We start from the raw sequence: 13,877 nt of genomic DNA, 5'->3' as shown, positions 1-13,877 counted from the left end.
GGAGACGCAAAGTGGCGTTCGCGAGCGGAGTGTTCCGCACCAAGTCCGTCGAGCAATCGATCAGGGATACCGATGAGCCGGATTCCAAGCTACGCAAGGATCTGACGGCGAGGGATCTCACCATCTTCGGTGTCGCCGTGGTCATCGGGGCGGGCATCTTCACCCTCACCGCCCGGACCGCGGGCACGGTCGCGGGGCCCTCGGTCTCGCTGGCCTTCGTGTTCGCGGCCATCGCCTGCGGATTGACGGCGTTGTGCTACGCCGAATTCGCCTCGACGGTGCCGGTGGCGGGCAGTGCGTACACCTTCGCGTACGCCACTTTCGGCGAGGTCATCGCCTGGATCATCGGGTGGGACCTGATTCTCGAGTTCGCCCTTGCCGTTTCGGTGGTCGCCAAGGGGTGGTCGCAGTATCTCGGCGAGGTGCTGGGCAATGTGGTGAACCCGGTCGCGCACGTCGGGTCCATCTCCTTCGACTGGGGCGCGGTGCTGATCATCGCGATCGTCGGCGTGCTGCTGGCCACCGGAACCAAGCTGTCCTCGCGGGTCTCGGCCGTCGCGGTCGCCATCAAGCTGGCCGTGATCGCGCTGGTGCTGGTGGTCGGCGCGACCTACTTCAAGGCCTCCAACCTGAGCCCCTACATTCCGCCGTCGCAGCCCTCGAAGCAGGCGGGTGGCGTGCACCAGTCGCTGTTCTCCTTCCTGACCGGTTCGGGCGGAACGACTTTCGGCTGGTTCGGCCTGCTGTCCGCGGCCTCGCTGGTGTTCTTCGCCTTCGTCGGCTTCGACGTGGTCGCCACCACCGCCGAGGAGACCCGCAACCCGCAGCGTGACGTGCCGCGCGGCATCTTCGGCTCGCTGGCCATCGTGACCGTGCTGTACGTGGCGGTGTCGCTGGTGCTCACCGGCATGGTGCCCTACACCGACCTGGCCAATGGAAACGCCACCCTGGCAACGGCTTTCGCCCTGCACGGCGCGACCTGGGTGAAGAACATCATCTCCATCGGCGCGCTCGCGGGCCTGTCGACGGTGGTCATGGTCATGTTCCTGGGCCAGACCCGCGTGCTGTTCGCCATGGCCCGCGACGGCCTGCTCCCCCGCGGCCTCGCCCACACCGGCAAGCACGGCACCCCGGTCCGGCTGACCGTCATCGTCGGCGTCGTCTGCGCGCTGCTGGCCGGCTTCGTGGACTTCGGCACGCTCGAGGAGATGGTGAACATCGGCACCCTGGTGGCGTTCGTCCTGGTCTCCCTGGGTGTCCCGATCCTGCGCCGCATGCGCCCGGACCTGAAGCGCGGCTTCCGCGTCCCACTGGTCCCGCTGGTCCCGATCCTCGCCGCCCTGGCCTGCCTGTGGCTGATGCTCAACCTGTCCATCGAGACCTGGCTGCGCTTCGTGATCTGGATGGCCCTCGGCATCGTCATCTACTTCGCCTACAGCCGACGGCATTCCGTGCTGGGCAAGCGCACCGAATCCGCGCCCGCTCAGGAATCCATCCCAGCCCCGTCACCTGACCCCGTCCCCTGAGACAGAACTCGGGACATTGGTCAGTGTCGGAGAAACGGGACGAGTTCTAACGTGAAATGAGTGAATACCCTCGCCGAGAATGTCGCCAGCACCGTTGACCAGGCCGTTCACAAGGCCGGCGACATGCGCAGCCCGGGACGGTTCCTGGTGTCGGCGATCTTGGCGGGGGCGTTCATCGCGGTGGGTGAGGTGCTGCTGCTGGTGGCGGTGTCGCCGTTCGTGGCCGAGCACGCCGCGGGGGTGAAGCTGCTCGAAGGCGCGGTCTTCCCTATCGCTTTGACCCTGGTGATGTTCGCCGGGGCGCAGCTGTTCACCTCGACGGTCATGATCATGCTGGTCGGGGCGCTGTCCGGCCGCACCGGCGTCAAGGACATGCTCCTCGCCTGGGCCGCCACCCTCGTCGGCAATTTCGCGGGCACGCTGGTCTTCGCGGCCATGGTGCACGCCTCCGGCGTCACTTCCTCCCCCACCGCCAAAGCCATGCTCACCGAACTGCTTTCGGCGAAGAACTCGCTGGCGGGCGGTCAGCTCTTCTGGCGCGCGGTCTTGTGCAACATGCTGGTCTGCCTCGCCGTCTGGATGTTCTCCCGGGTGCGGAGCTCCGGCGCGAAGATCGCCCTGCTGTGGATGCCGGTGCTGGTCTTCGTGGCCGTCGGCTTCGAGCACTGCGTCGCCAATATGTCGCTGTACACCATCGGAATCTTCGAGGGCCAGGCGACATTCGCCGAACTGGGCCGCAATCTCGTCTACACGGTGCCGGGCAATATCGTCGGCGGCGGCCTGCTGGTGGGCGCGGTCTACTGGTACACCTCCGGCGCACGCCGCACCCGGACGTCCACGGTCGCCGTGCCGTCGATGGCTTCGGGTCAGGTCGCGTCGAGGACGCTGACCGCTACGCCGTAGGGCAGGAAGCGGACCTTGCGCTTGGGGTCGGTGTTGTCCCGGTGCGCGCGCAGGGCCTCGAGTTCGGTGGCGAAGACCTGATCGACCGTGGCGCCGCCGTTCTCGTCCACGAAGTAGATGGCCCACACCCCGTCACCGGATTCACCGGTGGTGGGGCCTTCGGCCTTCGGTGGAGTGGCGCGTTCGGGCGGTACGAGCAGGCCGAACAGCGCGCCGAGCGGGTTCGAGGTGCTGCGGTCCAGGTAGTCGGAGGCCTTGCCGAGCAGGTCGCGGACGTCGATGCCCGCCTCGCGCAGGGCGCGCTCGAGGTCTTCCGGGTCGAATCCGAGGGGTCCGTTGGTCGCCATTTCATCAACTCCGCGAGTGGAATTCGGCTGTCCGTTCCCAGTGTGCTCCCGGAATCCGGGCTTCGCCACCACGGATCCACCCGCCGCGACAACGGTGGTGTCGCAGATCTCATGGTGACGGCGTGCACACTTTTCCACGCCCGCGCGGGGCGAATTCCCTTATCCCTTGGTGTGATTCTCCGAATCCCACCGCGGTTTGCCGGTGGCGGTTTGGCGAGGGTCTACGAAAGGGGCCCCTTACTGGGCATATCCGGGATCACACCGGCCCGGTTGTGGCCCGGAACACCCATGGCCGAAGGGGTCTCGACGTGGTAATACTTAGTGCGTAATTCGCGTTGACGTCCCGAACTCCGAAAACACAGTCGGAGAGGGGCATCGGGTATTTCGACGGTGTGGAACCACCACACCGGGGCGGCCCGAGAAATTGTTGGAGGAACCATGTACGACCAGACACGTGGCTCGGTGAAGAACTTCGGCCTGTTCGCCGTTCAGCAGCCCCGCCCGATCAATTCGAAGATCGCGGCGATCGTCATCGGCGCATTCACGATCGGCGGCTTCGTGGCGGAATTCGTCATGTAAGCGGAACCTCTCAGGTAACCGGAATGGCCGGTCCTCGCAGATTTGCGAGGACCGGCCATTCTTCATATGGTCACCCTCCCGGGTCAGTGATGCTGAAGCTTCCGCTTCATGTCCTTGTTCATCTCTCGCATATCCGATCGCGCCTGCTGGGCTTCGCGCTGCATGCCCGCGCCGAGCCGGTCCATGTCGCGCTTGGCGTCGTCGGCCATGCGATCCATGTTCTGCTCGATACGCTGACCCTGGTCCTTCATGCCCTGCTTGACCTTGGCGGCCATCTGGCCGTGTTTTCGGCCGTGCTTGCGATCAGACATTCCAACCTCCGCATTGGTGGTTTTTCGTCCGAAACTACGAGATGAGACGCGGGATCGATCCGCGTCCTCCGAATCTCCGAGCGCTGCCGACCTTTCTCCGCCCAATTCGCGAAGGCGTCGACAACCGGACCTGCGCGGCAATTGTCGAGAGAACAATTGCGCCTCGTGAAGCCTGCACACTATCGCCGACAACTGTCAAGAGTTTCGAAGAATCGAGCCGTTTGTCGTACACCGTCTAGTGGCTGTTACGTGGGCTGATACGTTGACCGGGTGAGCCGAGTACATGACGTGACACTGGCGACGGAGGCGGCCTCGGGCGATGAGGCCGGGACCAAGGCGTATTACGTCCCGCTGGGTGCGGGCGGGGATGGGTATCAGCGGTATTCGGCCAGCGCTTCGACGGTGAGCGTGTGGGCGGCGACCATGCAGCACGGTGCGCCGCCTTCGGCCTTGCTGGCCCGGGCCGTGGAGAACTGCGAACCGCGCGAGGGGATGCGGGTGACGCGGCTGACCATGGAGATTCTGGGGCCGGTGCCGGTCGGCGAGATCGAGGTGCGGGCCCGGGTGGAGCGGCCGGGGCGGCGGGTCGAGTTGGTGGCGGCGGAGCTGGTGGCGCGACAGGCGGACGGGAGTGCGCGGGCGGTGGCGAAGGCCGCGGCCTGGCGGATCGCCACGTCGGATACCTCGACGGTCGCGTACGCGGCGGATGCGCCGATGCCGCCGGTGCCCGCGGCGTCCGAGATCGGGTGGGGCGTGCCGGACGGGTGGGACGTCGGGTACGTGAAATCCGTGGAGATCCGGGCCGTGGACGGCGACGGCGGCGCGCGGCGGGTGTGGGTGCGGCCGCTGGTCGAGGTGGTCGAGGGCGAGGAGATCTCGCCGCTGGTGCGGGTGTTCTCGGTGGCGGACGTCGCCAATGGCATTGGGGCGCGGCTGGATCCGTACAAGTACACGTTCCTCAACACCGATCTGACCATCGATCTGTTCCGGCTGCCGGTCGGTGCATGGATCGGGTTGGCGGTCGAGACGTCGATCGGGCCCGACGGCGTCGGCATGTGCTCGACCGTGCTGCACGACGAGCAGGGGCCGATCGGGCGGTGCCTGCAGATTCTCGAGGTCCGGGCCCGCGGCTGAACCCCCGCGCCCGGCGATAAGGAAACCGATATCGTCGGACGGATGGATCCGCTGCGTCAGTTGCGCTACTTCATCGCCGTGGCCGAGGAGCTGCACTTCGGGCGGGCGGCGGAGCGCTTGCGGATCGCCCAGCCCGCGCTGAGTCAGCGGATCCGCAAGCTGGAGAGCGAGCTCGGGGCGCGGCTGCTGGAACGGGACAGCCGGCGGGTCGAACTGACCGAGGCGGGGCAGATCCTGCTGGTGGAGGCCCGCGATCTGATCGCGCGGTGGGAGCGGGCCACCTCGCTGGTGGGCAAGGCCCATCGGGGCGAGATCGACGCGCTGCGGGTGGGGGTGCCGCCGGAGCTGGCCGGGCGGGTGCTGGCCGCGCTGGTGACCGCGTTCGAGAGCCGCGAGGTGCGGTTGGATCTGCAGGAGCTGACCACCGCGGAACAGGTTCGGCTGCTGGCGGATCGGGAGTTGGATGCCGGGCTGCTGCAGTATCCGGTGGATGTGGTCGGGCTGGAATCGGGTCCGGCCGTGGAGACGCCGCTGGGTGTGGTGCTACCCCGGGATTCGCCGCTGGCTGCGCGCTCCGCGCTGACCCTGGCCGATCTGGCGGGACACGGGCTGGTGATCTTCCCGCGCGCCGCCGCACCCGGCCTCTACGACGCCACCCTGCGCACCTGCTGGGAGCACGGCTTCCGGCCCACCTCGGTGCAGCACGCCCGCAATCCCGAATTCGTGCTCGGCATGGTGCTTTCCGGCCGCGGCGTCGCCTTCGACCAGGGGCTGGTCGCGCAGAAGGAGCCGCGTGTGGTGTGGCGTCCGCTGCCCGAGGGGACGCTGAGCTGGCGGCTCGCGCTGACCTGGCCCGCCGCAGCGCCGCATCCGCTGGTGCGCGAGCTGGCCGAGCTCATCGTGAGCGTGGTGCAGGGCGACGGCGCGTCCCGCCCGGCTCCGATTCAGCAGGCGACGCAGCGCCGACCGTGGGATGTGGTGTCGGGCAGGCCGTGAGCGAGGCGCTCCACCGCCAGCCGGGCCGCCTCCCCGATGGCCCGGTCCACCGCGGGCTGCCGCCCGGCCAGGCTGTGCGAGACGGTGAAAACCGCTATGGCGTAACGACTTCCGTCCGGATATCCGACCACGCCGATGTCATTGCGGATGCCGGGCAGCGTCCCGGTCTTGGACCAGATATCGACGCCGGGCGGGAATCCGGACGGCAGCCGGTGCCCGAATGCCTGCTGCCGCATGAGATCCCGCACCCAGGCGCACGCCTCGGGCGCCCCGGCCTCGTCCCGGCCGATCAGCCGGAGCAGCCTCGTCATATCGCGCGCGGTGCCGGCGGTGGTCCGCAGCGGATCCACCGCGCGCGTGCCGAACACCTCCGCCGCACTCGATTCCGGGTAGCGCCGGGCGAATTCGTGCAGGTCACGTGCGCCGATATCCTCGGCCATGCTGTAGAGGATGTCGCGGATCGAGCCCTCGACACGGGTCCGGGTGAGCCCGAGTTCGCGCACCAGCGAGCGCACGTTCTCGACCCCGACGCGGTCGAAGAGCAGGTCCGCGGCGGTGTTGTCGCTGATGGTCAGCGCCAGGCACGCGGCATCGCGCAGGCTGTATTCGACATCGTCGAGGCAGCCCGCCGTGCCGACCCCGCCCAGGCGATCGGCCGCCGTGGCCCGCACCCGATCGGTGGCATCGAGTTGCCCGGCCGCCACCTGCCTGGCGAACTCCAGCACCAGCGGCACCTTGACCACCGAGGAGAGCACCACCGGTTCGTCCGCGTTCCAGCCGAATTCGCCGTCGCAGTCGAAGCAGCGGGCATGTACTCGCCCCTCGACACCGGCCGTCCGGAAGATATCGTCCACGCTGGAACGATAGCGAAAGCCTTATCGGTTCTCACTCGTGTTGGTCTTGGACACCGACCGGTCATCCGTGTTGGGGTGGCAGGCATGGCAGAGTTCAGCAGGAGGGCGCTCACGGGTGTCTGGGCCGCGGCAATGCTGGTGACGGCGACGGCATGCTCGGGATCGGATTCCACCTCGGGGCTGTCCAAGACGGTCGATTCCTTCGCCGACGCGCTCACCCGCGACGATGTGCCCGCGGCCGCGAAGGCGACCAGCGATCCGACCACGGCCACCGCCACGCTGGGCACGCTGTACGACAACCTGGGCAAGCAGGTGCGATTCACCGCGAGCAAGGTCGAGAAGACCGATGGCGGCGGCACGTTCACCCTGAACGCCACCTGGAAGCTCGGGAAAGACGACAAGGACGAGTGGACCTACACGACCACCGGGCGGGCGAATCAGTCCGGCGGTGACTGGAAGATCCAGTGGGATCCGGCGACGATCGCGCCCGGATTGAATATCGGGCCGCTGTCGTACGGCATCGCCTACCCGGCTCCCGCCAAGATTCTCGACAGCACGGGCGGGGACCTGCTCACGCAGCAGATCGTGACGCTGGTGAATGTCGCGCCCGGGGCTGATACCGCGGCGGTCGCGGCGGCCTTGCAACCGGTCGCGTCGGATGTCACGGCCGCGAGCCTGAATTCGGATCTGGCGGCGGCCCAGGGCAAGCCGGTCACCGCGGTGATTCTGCGCGAATCCGATTACGCGACAGTCCAGCCCGCGCTGGCCAACCTGGCGAACGTCACCACGTCCCAGCAGACCCGGTTGCTGACCGTCGACAAATCCCTTGCGTCACCGACCTTCTCGGGACTCGCCGACCTGTGGCAGCAGCAGGCCGATGCCGCCGCGGGCTGGGCGGTGCGAGCGCAGGGCACCGATGGCACGCAGCGCGTGGGTGGACCGGATCCCAAGCCGGTCAGCGATATTCACACCACCGTCAATGTCGCGTTGCAGCGGGCGGCGGAGGCCGCGCTGGCACCGATCACCACCCCGGCCGCCATTGTCGCGTTACAGCCGTCGACCGGGAACGTCCTAGCCATGGCCCAGAACGCGGCCGGGGACGCGCAAGGGCCGATCGGCCTCACCGGCCTGTACCCGCCGGGTTCGACCTTCAAGACGGTGACCGTCTCCGCCGCATTGCAGGCCGGTGAGGTGACCCCCGATTCGATGGTCGCCTGCCCGGGGAAGGAGAACATCGAGGGCCGCGTCATCCCCAATGACAACAACTTCGACCTCGGCCAGGTCCCGTTGCACACCGCATTCGCCAAGTCCTGCAACACCACCATGGGCCGGTTGGCCGTGCAGCTGCCGCCGGACGGGCTGACCAATGCCGCCGCGCAGCTCGGGCTCGGCATCGACTATGTGACACCGGGATTGACCACGGTGACCGGCAAGGTCCCGACCGCCGACACACCCGCCTTGCGCGTCGAGGAGGGCATCGGCCAGGGCAAGGTGACCGCCACACCGTTCGGCATGGCGCTGGTGGCCGCCGCGCTCGCGCAGGGTTCGGTCAAACCGCCGATGGTGGCGCAGGGTCAGCCGGGCAAGCCCGACAAGCAGCCGCCCACCCTGCCCGCGGGCATCGCCGAGCAGGTGAAAACCATGATGCGCGAGACGATCACCGGCGGCACCGCCACCGCGCTGCGCGATATCCCCGGCCTGCTCGGCAAGACCGGCACCGCCGAATACATCGACGACAAGCACGCCCACGGCTGGTTCGTCGGCATCGACGGCGATCTCGCGTTCGCCGTATTCATCAGCGACGCGGGCAGTTCCGAACCGGCCGTACAGGCCGCGGGTCGCATGCTGCGCGCCCAGCGTTAGACCAATTCCACACGGCGAGAGCCGAATCCATCCAACGCACTCCGACGAGAGGCTTGTTTTGTCGACCCTGAAATACGGCGCACTGGCATCGCTGCTCCTGCTCGCACCGCTGACCGCGGCCTGCGGCACGGACTCGAAAAGCGAAGCGGCGCAGGCGGAAACCACCACCGCCCAGGCCGTCACCGCCGACCCCGCGTTCCGCACCCTCGAACAGGACCACGGCGCTCGCGTCGGCGTCTTCGCCCTCGACACCGGTACCGGCAAGTCCATCGGCTACCGCCAGAACGAGCGCTTCACCATCAACTCCACCTTCAAGAGCCTCGCCTGCGGCGCCCTGCTACGCGCCCACCCGCTCAACACCGGATACTTCGACCAGGTCGTTCATTTCACCGCCGACGAGATCGTGAGCGCCTCCCCCGTCACCCAGACGCGCGTCGACTCCGGCATGTCGGTGACCGAACTCTGCGAGGCCGCCATCACACGCAGCGACAACACCGCGGGCAATCAGATCCTGAAGCTGCTCGGCGGCCCGCAGGCCGTCACCGACTTCGCCCGCTCACTCGGCGACCAGGTCACCCGCCTGGACCGCTGGGAGCCGGACCTCAATACCGATATCCCCGGCGACGAACGCGACACCACCAGCCCCGCCGCGCTGGCCGCCGACTATCGCGCCCTGGTGCTCGGCGATGTGCTCGCCACGCCCGAACGCAAACAGCTCACGGATTGGTTGCTGGCCAACAAGACCGGCGACGCCCGCATCCGCGCGGGCATCCCCGCCGACTGGAAGACCGGCGACAAGACCGGCAGCGGCGACTACGGCACCGCCAATGACGCCGCCGTCACCTGGCCCGCCGACGGCAAGCCGCCGCTGGTGATCGTGGTGCTCAGCAGCAAGCCGGATCAAGCCGCCCCCGCGGACAATCCGCTGGTCGCAGCGGCCGCCAAAGAGGCCGTCGCCCAGGTGCACTGACACCGGCCGCCCCGGCTTCGGCCGCGCCCGGAAACTCGTGTGGCGGTTGCCCATCGGGCTACCGCCACACGAGTTCCGCGTGGTCAGTTGGTGATTCGGCCGCCGGCGACGTCGATGGTGATGCCGCTCAGGTACGAGGACGCGTCCGAGGCCAGGAACAGGGCGGCCTCCGCGACATCGGTGGTCGATCCCATCCGGCGCAGCGGGTGGATCGCCGCCACCTGCCGCTGGACCGCCTCGGGCATCTGCGCGGCGACCTTCTCGGTCAGAATCGACGACGGCGCAATGGCATTCACGCGGATGCCCTGCGGTCCCAGCTCGGTGGCGAGGTGGCGGGTCAGCATGATGATCCCGGCATTGGCCACCCCGTAGGCGAGATTCGCCTGGCTGGGCTGACGGCCCGCCGCCGAGGACATGGTGATGATGCTGCCCGACCCCTGCGCGAGCAGCATCGGCAGGAATGTCCGCACGGTCAGGAATGCCGAGGTGAGGTTCGCGTCCAGCGACTGCCGCCACAGTTCCTCCGTCAGCTCGGAACTCGGTGCCGGAGAACCGATTCCACCCGCGAATGCGCCGAGGATGTCCACCCGGCCGAACTCGCGCTCGACCAGTTCGCGCACGTCGGCGAGGGCCTCGGCCGAGGTGACATCCGCGACCGCGCCGAGCGCGGTGCCGCCCGCCGCGACGATCTCGGCGACCACCGCGTCGAGGGCTTCCTTGTCGCGCCCGACCACGCACACCTTGACGCCCTGGGTGGCGAGCATGCGGGCGGTCTGCGCGCCGATGCCGCGCGAGCCTCCGGTGAGAACGGCCGTCTTGCCGACTAGGTCGGAGTAGTTGCTGGTCATGGGATCGAGCCTTTCGGTGTGGCGGTTCGGGACTCAGCGGCGGGACAGGATGGCGGCGACGGCGATCAGCCAGAGCAGGCCGCCGAAGCGGACTACCGGCAGCAGGAAGCCGAAGGCGGAGGCGACCAGGGCCAGGGTGGAGAGCGCGGCCACGGCGACGAGGGCGACGCCGGACCAGATCAGCCAGGTCGGCAGGTTCCGTTCCAGCAGTGCGGGAATCACGATGCCTACGGCGAGGAGGCCGAATCCGGCCGCGTAGGCCGGGCCGCCGGAGAGGTATGCGAAATCGGCGATGGTCCGCGCCAGACCGGGGTCGGCCGAATCGCTCAGGCGCGCACCGGCCCAGGCGAACAGGCCGCCGAAGGTGAGCCCGCCCGCGGCCAGCGCCGCACCGATGGTTGTGATGGTCGGGCCGCGCTGGATGCGCTGGATCATTCCGGCGGCGATGGCCAGCGGCGCGGCCGACAACACCAGCAGCAGCGCCCCGGCATCGATGAGCCCGACGTGCGCGGAGGTGTAGGCGAGCACGTCCGAACCGCTGGCATCCGGGTGCGGGGTGCGCGCATTGGTCGCGACGTAGGCGATGGTCAGCGCCGCGAAGGCGGCGGCGGGGGCGAGAACGGACGGGCTGGTGCGAGCGGTCGTGGTGGTGCTCATCGCGGTGATCCTCAATCTCGGAGCGAACCGTACCCCTCCGATAATGATTACAATCTGTAACGATTGTCAAGCGTCTATTATTTCCCCACTGCTACTATCTCTTCATGGATGCGACAGACGAGGTCCAGCCGCAGCGCGCCCTGACGGCCGTCGGATTCCTGCTGGCCCAGGTCGGGGCGTACGCGGCCGGCCGCTTCGCCGAGCGCACGGCCGCCATGGATCTGACCCCGGCCCAGGCCGGACTGCTCCGGCTGCTCATCGCGCAGCCGGGCCGCAGTCAGCGCGAGCTCGCCGACGAATTGGGCATGCCGCCCAGCCGGTTCGTCCAGTTCGCCGACCAGCTCGAGGGGCGCGGGCTCATCGAGCGCAAGCGCAATCCGGAGGATCGGCGGCAGCACGCGCTGTATCTGACCGGGGCCGGGCGGGCCAAACTCGGCGAATTGGCCGCGGTCGCACGTGAAGCCGAGGAACACCTGTGCCGGTCGCTGACACCGGAGGAGCACAAGCAGCTGTCGGAGCTACTGGTCCGGATCGCCGCCGACCAGGGGCTGACGCCGGGCGTGCATCCGGGCTACAAGGCGGTGTGACGCCGAATCGATTGCGCCGCCGACCTGCTCCGGCTGAGGGGCGTCACGGCGTCAACGCCTCGAGGGTGCCGATGCGGCCCTCCATGACCGCGCGCAGCAACTCCCGGAAGGTCGGGCAGTCCGCGTGGCGCTTTGCTGGGCAGGCGGCGGCGTGCCGCAGGCCGTCGCGGACGGCGCTCAATTGCGTGATGGTGCGGTCCAATTCGTCAGCCTTGCCGGTGAGCAGGGCGCGATCGACGCGCAGTTCACCCTGCGGGCCGAAGGCGAGCACGATGTCGTCGAGCGCGAATCCGGCCGTGCGGCCGAGCGCGATGAGCGCCAGCTGCTCCAGCACCGATTCGTCGAATTGGCGGCGCAGTCCGCGGCGACCGGTCGAGACGATCAGGCCGCGTTCCTCGTAGTAGCGCAGGGTGGAGGCCGGGACGCCGGAGCGGCGCACGACTTCCGAGATATCCAGGCTGTTCACGCGATCACCTCGGGCCTTGACCTCAAGTCGACTTGAATTGAAACAGTGTAGTTCTCCGCCCAGTCCACCGAATCGAGGACAGCGCTCATGACTACCCCGCTCGACAAGGACCAATCCGCCCGCTGGAACGGCGCTTCCGGCAATGCCTGGGTCGATGCCCAGGACCTCATCGCCCAGGTGATGCGACCGCTGCAGGACATCCTCGTGGATCTCGCGCGTGACGCCGGGGCGAAGGATGTGCTCGATGTCGGATGCGGCACCGGCGGCACCACGATCGCGATCGCGCGCGCGACCGGTGCGCGCTGCACCGGCGTCGATATCGCCGAACCGATGCTCACCGCCGCGCGCGCCAACGCCGAATCGACCGATCTACCCGTCGATTTCGTGTGCGCCGACGCCCAGACCCACCCGTTCGAACCCGCCGCCTACGACCTCGTCACGTCCCGCTTCGGGGTGATGTTCTTCGCGGATCCGGTCGCCGCCTTCGCCAACCTGCGCCACGCCACCCGCCCCGGCGGGCGGCTCGGCTGTCTGGCCTGGCGCGATATGGACGAGAACCCATACTTCACCCTCGCCGAACGCATCGCCGAACCGCTGCTGCCCAACCTCTCTCCTCGAATCCCCGGCGCGCCCGGGCAATTCGCCTTCGCGGACCGCGACTACGTGACCGGAATCCTGGAGTCCAGCGGCTGGACCGAGATCGAGCTCCGCCCCGTCGACGTCGAATGCGCCATGCCCGAACCGGCACTCATCGGCTACATCTCCCGCCTGGGCCCCGTCGGCCTCGCCCTCGTCGACGCCGACGACGCCACCCGGGAAAAGGTCGTCCACACCGTCCGCGCCGCCATGGAACCCTTCATCCACGGCGACCAGGCCCGCTTCACCGCCGCCTGCTGGATGCTCGACGCGCGGGCGCCGGAGGCGGCCTGACCTCAGCCCGGGGCGGAGAAGTCGTCAGGCCGTCCGCGCGGCGAGTTCCGATGCGAGATCGGCGGCCACCGCATCGGCGTCGGACAGTATCTCGATCTCGGTCCGGATGCGTTGCGCGCCCGCACGATACGTGGGATCGGTCAGGATCGTGGCGACCTCGTCGTGCACGGCGGCCGGGGTCACCCGGTCGGGGGTCAGGATCCGGGCCGCGCCGACTCGGCCGCACGCCGCGGCGGTGGGGAACTGATCGGCGCCGCGCGGAGTGAGGACCAGCGGCAGGCCGTGCGAGAGCGCGGCCAGCGTGGTGCCCGCGCCCGCGTGGCAGACCACGGCATCGCAGCGCGGGAGGATGGCGGCCAGCGAAAGCCATTGGGCGACATGAATATTTCCCGGCTGCGGGCCGAGTGCGGCCGGATCGTTGCCGGGGCCGACCGTGACCACGACATCCACATCATTCCCGCCCAGTCCCTCCAGCAGCGGACCGAAAGCGCTGGGCTGGTTGAAGATCGGCACCGTGCCCAGTGAGACGTACACCGTCGGGCGGTTACCGAGCCGCAGTGCCCAGTCCGGGAGCTCATCGTCGATCTCGCCGGGGACGGCGGGCCGAATCGGCCGTGCGATGGCGGCCGCGGGTCCGAGGTCGGGTTGCAGGCTGCTCGGTACCGGATCCAGGTAGCCACCCCGGTAGAGCCCGGCATGCTCGTCCGGCTCCAGCCCCGCCGAAATCCAGAGCGGTGCGACCCATTCCACCATGGCCGCGACCAGTTCCGGTTCGAGCAGCAGACCCGTGCCGTAGGTGATGGCAGGCACCCCTCGTTGCGCCGCCAGCACCGGAGCGGCCAGATCGACCGGCGCGTGCAGAATCAGATCGGGCTCGAAATCATCTGCCAGGGATTGCAATTCGGG

Annotated in this window: 16 protein-coding genes; 9 read left to right on the top strand and 7 right to left on the bottom strand. The window is 68.6% G+C overall.

Going from position 1 to position 13,877, the window contains the following annotated elements; genetic code table 11:
• Positions 1 to 11: 11 nt before the first annotated feature.
• Positions 12 to 1,526: an amino acid permease gene (locus ON43_RS09100; RefSeq protein WP_040805768.1), complete on the top strand. Its 1,515-nt coding sequence runs from the start codon at positions 12 to 14 to the stop codon at positions 1,524 to 1,526.
• A gap of 60 nt (positions 1,527 to 1,586) precedes the next feature.
• Positions 1,587 to 2,429, top strand: coding sequence for a formate/nitrite transporter family protein (locus ON43_RS09095; protein ID WP_040805766.1), 843 nt, complete (start codon positions 1,587 to 1,589; stop codon positions 2,427 to 2,429).
• Here the strand turns inward: ON43_RS09095 and ON43_RS09090 are convergent.
• A complete protein-coding gene (locus ON43_RS09090; RefSeq protein WP_040805764.1) occupies positions 2,393 to 2,776 on the bottom strand; it encodes an Rv0313 family protein in 384 nt (127 codons plus the stop codon). The two genes, ON43_RS09095 and ON43_RS09090, sit on opposite strands and share 37 nt — an antisense overlap.
• Positions 2,777 to 3,214: 438 nt before the next feature.
• Between ON43_RS09090 and ON43_RS44700 the strand changes: the two genes are divergently transcribed.
• Positions 3,215 to 3,355: a hypothetical protein gene (locus ON43_RS44700; protein WP_157513962.1), complete on the top strand. Its 141-nt coding sequence runs from the start codon at positions 3,215 to 3,217 to the stop codon at positions 3,353 to 3,355.
• Positions 3,356 to 3,438: 83 nt separating this feature from the next.
• On the opposite strand, the gene ON43_RS09085 is transcribed toward ON43_RS44700, so the two are convergent.
• Positions 3,439 to 3,666 (bottom strand): hypothetical protein, encoded by a 228-nt coding sequence (locus tag ON43_RS09085; protein ID WP_040805762.1) that lies wholly within the window; start codon positions 3,664 to 3,666, stop codon positions 3,439 to 3,441.
• A 294-nt stretch (positions 3,667 to 3,960) separates the two neighbouring features.
• Here ON43_RS09085 and ON43_RS09080 point away from each other — a divergent pair, with 294 nt between their 5' ends.
• A complete protein-coding gene (locus ON43_RS09080; RefSeq protein WP_051178199.1) occupies positions 3,961 to 4,800 on the top strand; it encodes a thioesterase family protein in 840 nt (279 codons plus the stop codon).
• 42 nt (positions 4,801 to 4,842) lie between these two features.
• Positions 4,843 to 5,796: a LysR family transcriptional regulator gene (locus tag ON43_RS09075; RefSeq protein WP_040805760.1), complete on the top strand. Its 954-nt coding sequence runs from the start codon at positions 4,843 to 4,845 to the stop codon at positions 5,794 to 5,796.
• Here ON43_RS09075 and ON43_RS09070 read toward each other — a convergent pair.
• Complete coding sequence (locus ON43_RS09070) at positions 5,745 to 6,650, bottom strand: serine hydrolase (protein ID WP_040805756.1); 906 nt, start codon at positions 6,648 to 6,650, stop codon at positions 5,745 to 5,747. The genes ON43_RS09075 and ON43_RS09070 overlap by 52 nt on opposite strands.
• Before the next feature lie 84 nt (positions 6,651 to 6,734).
• Here ON43_RS09070 and ON43_RS09065 point away from each other — a divergent pair, with 84 nt between their 5' ends.
• Together ON43_RS09065 and bla are read left to right on the top strand one after the other, a co-directional pair.
• Entirely contained in the window at positions 6,735 to 8,513 is a 1,779-nt protein-coding gene (locus ON43_RS09065; protein ID WP_040805754.1) for a penicillin-binding transpeptidase domain-containing protein, read from the top strand.
• 58 nt (positions 8,514 to 8,571) lie between these two features.
• Positions 8,572 to 9,483, top strand: coding sequence for a class A beta-lactamase (gene bla, locus ON43_RS09060; RefSeq protein ID WP_063712514.1), 912 nt, complete (start codon positions 8,572 to 8,574; stop codon positions 9,481 to 9,483).
• Positions 9,484 to 9,566: 83 nt separating this feature from the next.
• Here the strand turns inward: bla and ON43_RS09055 are convergent, their stop codons facing one another.
• Positions 9,567 to 10,331, bottom strand: a complete 765-nt coding sequence (locus tag ON43_RS09055; RefSeq protein ID WP_040805750.1) for an SDR family NAD(P)-dependent oxidoreductase — start codon at positions 10,329 to 10,331, stop codon at positions 9,567 to 9,569.
• 33 nt (positions 10,332 to 10,364) lie between these two features.
• Positions 10,365 to 10,988 (bottom strand): hypothetical protein, encoded by a 624-nt coding sequence (locus ON43_RS09050; protein ID WP_040805748.1) that lies wholly within the window; start codon positions 10,986 to 10,988, stop codon positions 10,365 to 10,367.
• A gap of 104 nt (positions 10,989 to 11,092) precedes the next feature.
• Between ON43_RS09050 and ON43_RS09045 the strand changes: the two genes are divergently transcribed.
• The gene (locus ON43_RS09045) at positions 11,093 to 11,575 is read left to right on the top strand and encodes a MarR family winged helix-turn-helix transcriptional regulator (protein WP_051178186.1); all 483 of its coding nucleotides are present in this window, start codon (positions 11,093 to 11,095) and stop codon (positions 11,573 to 11,575) included.
• Positions 11,576 to 11,618: 43 nt separating this feature from the next.
• On the opposite strand, the gene ON43_RS09040 is transcribed toward ON43_RS09045, so the two are convergent.
• Positions 11,619 to 12,041 (bottom strand): helix-turn-helix domain-containing protein, encoded by a 423-nt coding sequence (locus tag ON43_RS09040; RefSeq protein ID WP_040805746.1) that lies wholly within the window; start codon positions 12,039 to 12,041, stop codon positions 11,619 to 11,621.
• An 87-nt stretch (positions 12,042 to 12,128) separates the two neighbouring features.
• Between ON43_RS09040 and ON43_RS09035 the strand changes: the two genes are divergently transcribed.
• A complete protein-coding gene (locus ON43_RS09035) occupies positions 12,129 to 12,971 on the top strand; it encodes a class I SAM-dependent methyltransferase (RefSeq protein ID WP_040805744.1) in 843 nt (280 codons plus the stop codon).
• 24 nt (positions 12,972 to 12,995) lie between these two features.
• Here the strand turns inward: ON43_RS09035 and ON43_RS09030 are convergent.
• Positions 12,996 to 13,877 (bottom strand): glycosyltransferase (locus ON43_RS09030; protein ID WP_051178185.1); only part of this gene is annotated, 882 nt, incomplete at its 5' end.

It is taken from the genome of Nocardia concava NBRC 100430, from assembly GCF_000308815.1.
In the GTDB taxonomy this organism is placed as follows: domain Bacteria; phylum Actinomycetota; class Actinomycetes; order Mycobacteriales; family Mycobacteriaceae; genus Nocardia; species Nocardia concava.
The sequence above is the reverse complement of the archived record's forward strand: the minus strand, read 5'-3'. Positions and strand labels throughout refer to the sequence as shown.